Source organism: Micromonospora sp. CV4 (assembly GCF_003667455.1).
In the GTDB taxonomy this organism is placed as follows: Bacteria; Actinomycetota; Actinomycetes; order Mycobacteriales; family Micromonosporaceae; genus Micromonospora.
This window is the reverse complement of sequence record NZ_RCVI01000437.1, coordinates 1-6,132: the sequence shown is the minus strand read 5'-3', so window position 1 is coordinate 6,132 and position 6,132 is coordinate 1. Positions and strand designations below refer to the sequence as shown.

General features: G+C 74.3%; 6 protein-coding genes. All 6 read left to right on the top strand.

The genetic code is table 11. From position 1 onward, the window contains the following. The coding region (locus EAD98_RS29890; RefSeq protein ID WP_233584032.1) for a hypothetical protein at positions 1-510 on the top strand (510 nt) is incomplete at its 5' end. Positions 511-521: 11 nt separating this feature from the next. Then, positions 522-1,130: a glycine zipper family protein gene (locus EAD98_RS29885; protein WP_121657286.1), complete on the top strand. Its 609-nt coding sequence runs from the start codon at positions 522-524 to the stop codon at positions 1,128-1,130. Next, the gene (locus EAD98_RS29880) at positions 1,127-1,825 is read left to right on the top strand and encodes a carboxypeptidase-like regulatory domain-containing protein (protein ID WP_121657285.1); all 699 of its coding nucleotides are present in this window, start codon (positions 1,127-1,129) and stop codon (positions 1,823-1,825) included. The genes EAD98_RS29885 and EAD98_RS29880 overlap by 4 nt, the downstream gene beginning before the upstream one ends. Positions 1,826-1,848: 23 nt before the next feature. Further along, a complete protein-coding gene (locus tag EAD98_RS29875; protein ID WP_121657284.1) occupies positions 1,849-3,108 on the top strand; it encodes a phage tail sheath subtilisin-like domain-containing protein in 1,260 nt (419 codons plus the stop codon). A gap of 1 nt (position 3,109) precedes the next feature. Beyond that, positions 3,110-3,592 (top strand): phage tail protein, encoded by a 483-nt coding sequence (locus tag EAD98_RS29870; protein WP_089020755.1) that lies wholly within the window; start codon positions 3,110-3,112, stop codon positions 3,590-3,592. 1,734 nt (positions 3,593-5,326) lie between these two features. Further along, the coding region (locus EAD98_RS29860) for a hypothetical protein (protein ID WP_233584031.1) at positions 5,327-6,132 on the top strand (806 nt) is incomplete at its 3' end.

The following is a 6,132-nucleotide window of genomic DNA, read 5'->3' as shown; positions in this document are numbered from 1 at the left end:
CGCCGGCGCTCCCGGGCCCGGCTGATCCATCCGGTGGCCGGCCCTGCCGGCCACGCCCGGCCCGGCCGCCCCGCCACGACGGCGACCGGCGCCGGTGCTCCCCCGGGAGCACCGGACCTCACCACCACCACATCCCGGTCGCACCATCAGAAAAGGGGGATCGCCGTGAACGATCTCTTCACCTGGGCCGCCCTGGGCAGCCTCGCCGGCGCGAGCGCCGCCACGCTGCTGGCCACCAACGTGATCGGCGGGCTGATCGGCCCCAGTGGCGACAAGCTCCGCAAGTGGATCGCCATCGCCATCGCGCTCCTGCTGTCCTACGTGACCGCGGCGTTCGCCGACGACGCCGGCGGCGAAAAGTGGATCATCGCGTTCTTCAACGCGCTGGTCATCTTCTCCGCCGCGCTCGGCGTCAACCAGTTCCCGCCCGGCAACCGGCAGGCGACCCAACCGTCGCCGACCCAGGTCGCGCAGGGTCGTGAGCCCCGAGTCTTCCGCTCCTGGGTCTGAGGGGTGACGTCATGGTCTTCGGAATTCTCAGCGCGGCGGTCCAGGTGGGCTTCGGCGCCCTGCTCGGCCTCCTGGCCGGCGGCCCGATCGGGCTGCTGGTCGGCGCCGTCGTGGGCCTGCTGGTCGGCGCGGTCTTCGGCTGGGCCGCGGCCTCCGCCGGGGTGTACGCCTCGGACGCCCGCGGCATCTTCCTCTTCGTCGTCGACCACACCTGGAGCCTGTTGAACACGGTCGTCGGGGCCATCTACCTGGCCGTGCACCTGCTCTTCGGGCACTCACTGGACCGGCCCTCCTCGCAGGGCAGCGGCCGGGTCAGCGTGGTGGAGGGGGTGTCCCCCCGCTACGCCACCACCATCGGCACCGTCTGCGCCGGCTCCAGCCCCGGCATCCAGCGGCACGAGGACGTGCACATCTTCCAGGGCCGCCTGCTCGGCCCGCTCTACATCCCGCTGGTCCTGGCGAACTACGTGCTGTTCACCATCGCGCCGGTGTGGCTGCTCTACCACGACCACACCAACGCGCCGATCAACCGGTTCACCCGCTACTTCGAGATCGGCGTCTACCCGCACGTGTGGAACGAGGCCATCGCGTACCGGATCCAGGGGACGCCGCCGCGATGAGCACCGACGGGCGCGGACCGATCGAGACGGCAACCGCCGAGCTGGCCGCCTGGCTGACCAGCGCGGCGGGGCAGACCGTCCCGATCGGCCCGCCCCGTACCGACGGCGACGCCGCCGGGCTCACCCTCTGGCCCCTCGAACTGCGTCCGGCGCGGCAGACCCGCACCAGCGGCGCGGTCCGCGAGCCGTACCGGTTCACGGTCCGCTACCTGCTCTGCGTGACCGGTCCCGCCGGGCTGCCCCGGCTGGACCGGGTGCTCACCGCCGCGACCCGCGACGGTCGCTACCCGGTGGTGCTGGAGGCCGGCGAGGCGCCGCTCTGGACCGCGTTCGGCGCCGCGCCACGCCCCGGGCTGCTCATCGACGTACCGGCGCAGGTGGAGCACCCGACCCCGGCCGCGCCACCGGTGCTGCAACCGCTGCGGCTACGGCAACTGGGCCTGCGCACCCTCACCGGCCGGGTGGTCGGCCCCGAGGAGCAACCCCTCGCCGCGATGCGGGTCGAACTGCCCGGCACGTCCTCCGTCACCCGCACCGACCCCGACGGCCGGTTCCTGATCGTCGGCGTACCGCACGACCCCGACCACCCGGGCCCGGTCCGGCTCCGGCTGACCGGGCGTGGGCTCGTGCTCACCGCCGAGGTCGACCCCGCCGAGCCCGACATCGTCATCGTCTGCGCGCCACCGACCCGCTGACGCCCACCCGTACAGGAGGACCGATGCCCAGCTACTTCTCCCCCGGCATCTACGTCGAGGAGGTCCCCAGTGGCGCCCGACCGATCGGACCGGCGAGCACCAGCATCGCCGCCTTCGTCGGCGTCGCCCCGGACCGCTCCGCCCAACTGGGCAAGGCGGTGCCGGTCAACAACTGGACCGAGTTCCTGCGGCTCTACGCCGGCGGGGAGCAGGCCGAGAGCACCCCGCTGGCCCGGGCGGTCTTCGGCTTCCTGGACAACGGCGGCGCCCGCTGCTGGGTGGTCAACGTCGGTGAGGGCGGCGCGATCACCGGCACCGGGCAGCGGCGCGGCGGCCTGCAACTGCTGGAGGCGATCGACGAGATCTCCATCATCGCCGCGCCCGGCTTCCACGACGTCGTCGCGCACGAGGCGCTGCTGAGCATGGCCGAGCGGACCCGCACCATGGTGGCGATCTGCGACCCGGCGCCCGACATCGACGACATCTCCGCGTTGACCCGGGTCGCCACGCCGTCCTCCGGCAAGCCCCCCAAGCCCGCCGAGGGCGCGGGCGGCGGCTCCGGCGGCTCGGGCGGCGGTTCCGCCGGTCCCGGCGGCTCGGGCGGCCACGACGGGGCGGCGTACCGGCCCCGGCAGTCGGAGTTCGGCGCCTTCTACTACCCGTGGCTGCGCGTCCGTGACCCGATCAGCGGTGAACTGGAGCTGACCCCGCCGAGCGGACACCTGGCCGGCATCTGGGCCCGCACCGACGCCCTGCGCGGCGTGCACAAGGCGCCGGCCAACGAACCGGTACGCGGCGCCGTCGACCTGGGCTACCTGGTCACCCGACCGGAGCACGACGTGCTCAACCCCAAGGGCGTCAACGTCATCCGCTACTTCGCCGGTGAGGGCATCCGCGTCTGGGGCGCCCGTACGCTCGCCGCCGAGGCCAGCGAATGGCGCTACCTCAACGTACGCCGGCTCAGCATCGCCATCGAACAGGCCATCGCCAACGGCACCCGGTGGATGGTCTTCGAGCCCAACGACTTCACCCTCTGGCGCTCGATCCGGCGCGACATCGGGGCGTTCCTGACCCGGGTGTGGCGCGACGGCGCGCTGCTGGGGCGCAGCCCCGAGGAGGCGTTCTTCGTCAAGTGCGACGAGGAGACCAACCCGGTGGAGGTCCGCGACGCGGGCATGGTGATCGCCCATATCGGTATCGCCGTCGTCAAGCCCGCCGAATTCGTGGTGTTCAAGCTGAGCCAGTGGGCCGGCGGCACCGAGACCGAGACGATCGGAGGCTGACATGCCCACCACAGCCACCCCGCAGCCGGGCGCTCCGGTCGACCCGTACCGGGCGTACAACTTCCGGCTGCTCATCAACGGCGTCACCAACGGCCACTTCACCGAGATGAGCGGGCTGGAGGTGAACATTCCCGGCCAGCCGTACCGGGAGCACGGCCTGGGCCGGATGCGGATGGTGCCGGGCCAGGCGGAGTACGAGCCGGTGACGCTGCATTTCGGGCTCACCGCGTCCCGGGAGCTGTGGGACTGGGTGCACGCCACGGCCCAGGGCACACTCAACCGCCGCAATGTCTCGGTGGTGCTGCTGGACTCCGTCGGGACCGCCGAGGTGCTGCGCTGGAACCTGATCGACGCCTGGCCCACCCGGTGGCGCGGGGCGCACCTCAACACACTCAGCCACGAGATCGCCATCGCGTCGCTGACCCTGCGCTACGAGGGCCTGGAGTTGGAGACCGGCGGTGCGACCGCGCCGACTCCCGCGTAGCTGGCTGGCCGGCCGGCTGCGCTCGGCGGCCGGGGCGGTCCAGCGCCTCGCCGGGCGTCTCGAACCCGTCGGCGCGGCCGGGCAGCGGCCGTCGGAGGTCCGTGCGCCCGCGCCGCGCCGCTTCGGGGAGCCACCGCAGCACTGGCTGGACCTGGTCGCCGCACACGCTCCCGGCCTGCTGGAGGACCTGGACCTCGACGGATCCCCGGCGGGCCGTGCCTCGACCGGTCCTCCCGGCGATGGTACGGACGGACACCACGGCCGGACCGGCCGCGAGGACGCCGCCCGGGGCGCCGGTGGTGGGGTGATCGGAGCTGCCGAGGGATCGGGCGGTCACCGGTTCACCGCCGGCCCGGCGGGTGGGTTCGGAGGGCCGGAGGGTTGGCGGGCGACGGGTGGATCCCGGCTCTTCGAGGGCGCGTCAGGGGCAGTCGGTGGACTCGGCGATGCGCGGCGGGGCACGTCCGGCACCGGCAGTTCGTCCGGTCGGGACGGCAGACTCGGCGGGAGCGGCGACTACGCCGTCGCGGGTGCTCCCGGCAGCGCCGGAGTTTTCGGCACGGGGATCGAGTTCGGGGCGTCGGGTGGCCCGGCGGCCGGCGGGACGGGGCCAGCCCGACTGCGCTTTCGCCGTGAGTTCGCTTCGCCGGACGGGCCGGGTGCGGCGGCAGGGTCGACCGCGCCGACGGGATCGGGCGCATCGGGTGCCAGTTCGGGGCTTGGTGGATCGGGACGACGGGCTGCCTCCGGCGCTGTCGCAGGTATGCGCGGGGACGAGTCGCCGGGATCTGGGCAGGTGGGGGACGTCGTCGCGTCATCCCGGCCGATGATCCGCCCCGCGGTCCCCGGTCCAGTCCACCCGTCGGCGGTCCCCGGCCCCTTCCACGGCCGGCCCGAACACCCCCCGGCTCCTCCGCTCCCCACGCTCGACCCGCGTGACTCGGGCCGGACCTTGGAGGATCTCGGACCCTCCAGGGGCACTTCCCCACCAGGATCTACTGTCGGATCCGAGTTCGCGGCGAATGAACGGGACAGAGGCCGGTCCACGGCGGGCGGAACTAGGCACTCGACGGGAACCAAGCGCCCCGGGACGGGCGGCGACGGCTTCGAGGCCGACCGGAGCGCGTCCAGGGCCGACCGGAACGGTGCCAGGGCCGGCCGGAGCGGGTCCGAGGCCGCCGCGAACAGCTTCGAGGCCGGCGGGGACAGATTCGAGGCCGGCCAGGGCACGCAAGGCATGGGCCGGAACGGGTTCGAGGCCAGCCGGCACGGATTCCAGGCCAGCCGGAACGGGTTCGGGGTCCGTCTGGGCGGGCTCGGGACGGACGGTGGTCGAGCGGGACGGCCGGGCGTGGGTTCGGCGGCCGGCGACGAGCCGCGTGGGCGGCATCCGGGCGAGGCCGACGGGCGAGCCGGCTGGACGGGCCCGACCGGTGCCGAACTCGCGACGGCCGGTGGCCCGGCGGACGTGGCCCGCGCCGCCGGCAGCGGACCCTGGCCGGCACTGCCCGACGATCCGGCGTGGCCCGGGCACCGGCCCGACAGGACAGCGGCGACCACCGGCGGGGCGTGGACGGGTGGGTCGGGGCGTGGTCCGGCCGGCGGAGGGTGGTCGGCGGTGACCGGCGATCTGTGGCCGGCGCTGCCCGACGACCGACTGCTGTGGACGGTGCCCGGGGCGGCGCTGGACGCTGACGATCCGGGCCGGCTGGATCGGGAACAGGCGGGCGACTGATGGAACGCGTCGCCTTCCTCATCGACTCCTCCGGCGAGCGGGTGGACTGCCTGCTCAACCCGGAGACCGTGCAGGTGACCCGGCTCGCCGGGGTACGCCATCGGGCGGCCGCCGGTGGGCAGCTCACCGGGGCCGGGCTGGCGGACGACCCGCTGGTCTTCACCGGCGGCGGCCGGACCGAGCTGGTGCTCGACCTGCTCTTCGACGTGGATTTCGTGGAGGCGCAGGTCCGTCCGGCGGACGTACGGGTGCTGACCCGTCCGTTGTGGATGCTGGCGGAGAACTCCACGGCCGAGCACGGGTGGCTGCGTCCGCCGCTGGTCCGGCTGGTCTGGGGCAAGACGTGGAACGTGCCCGGCGTGATCATCGCGGTCGCCGAGCGATTCGACGCGTTCACCGGCAACGGTTCGCCGCGTCGCTCCTGGCTGCGGTTGAAACTGGTCCGGGCCGCCGAGACGGCCGATCAGGCGGAGGCCGGCTTCGCCGAGGAGCTGGCCGCGGCGAGCACCCCGACCGCCGCCCCGGGCAGCGCGGTGGTCGCCGCCGGTGACGGCGCCGCCGAACCCGGCCGCTCAGGGGTGCGCTTCGATCTGCTCGCCAACGACGCGCTCGGCTCGCCGCTGCGCTGGCGGTTGCTGGCCGAGCACAACCGGATCACCGATCCGCTGGCGGTGCCGGCCGGCGCCACCCTGGCCGTCCCGCCGACCGGGGGCGCTCCGGCGGGCGCGTCCACGGTGGCGGGCGCGGTGGCCGGGATGGCCCGGGCGGTGGCCGGCGCGGTGGGTGCCGGCGCGTCCTTCGTGGG

What these genes read in the sequence shown, in the direction of transcription:
- EAD98_RS29885 (WP_121657286.1), top strand. Translation starts at nt 522, where the DNA reads ATGGTCTTCGGAATTCTCAGCGCGGCGGTCCAGGTGGGCTTCGGCGCC.
- EAD98_RS29870 (WP_089020755.1), top strand. Translation starts at nt 3,110, where the DNA reads ATGCCCACCACAGCCACCCCGCAGCCGGGCGCTCCGGTCGACCCGTAC.
- EAD98_RS29875 (WP_121657284.1), top strand. Translation starts at nt 1,849, where the DNA reads ATGCCCAGCTACTTCTCCCCCGGCATCTACGTCGAGGAGGTCCCCAGT.
- EAD98_RS29880 (WP_121657285.1), top strand. Translation starts at nt 1,127, where the DNA reads ATGAGCACCGACGGGCGCGGACCGATCGAGACGGCAACCGCCGAGCTG.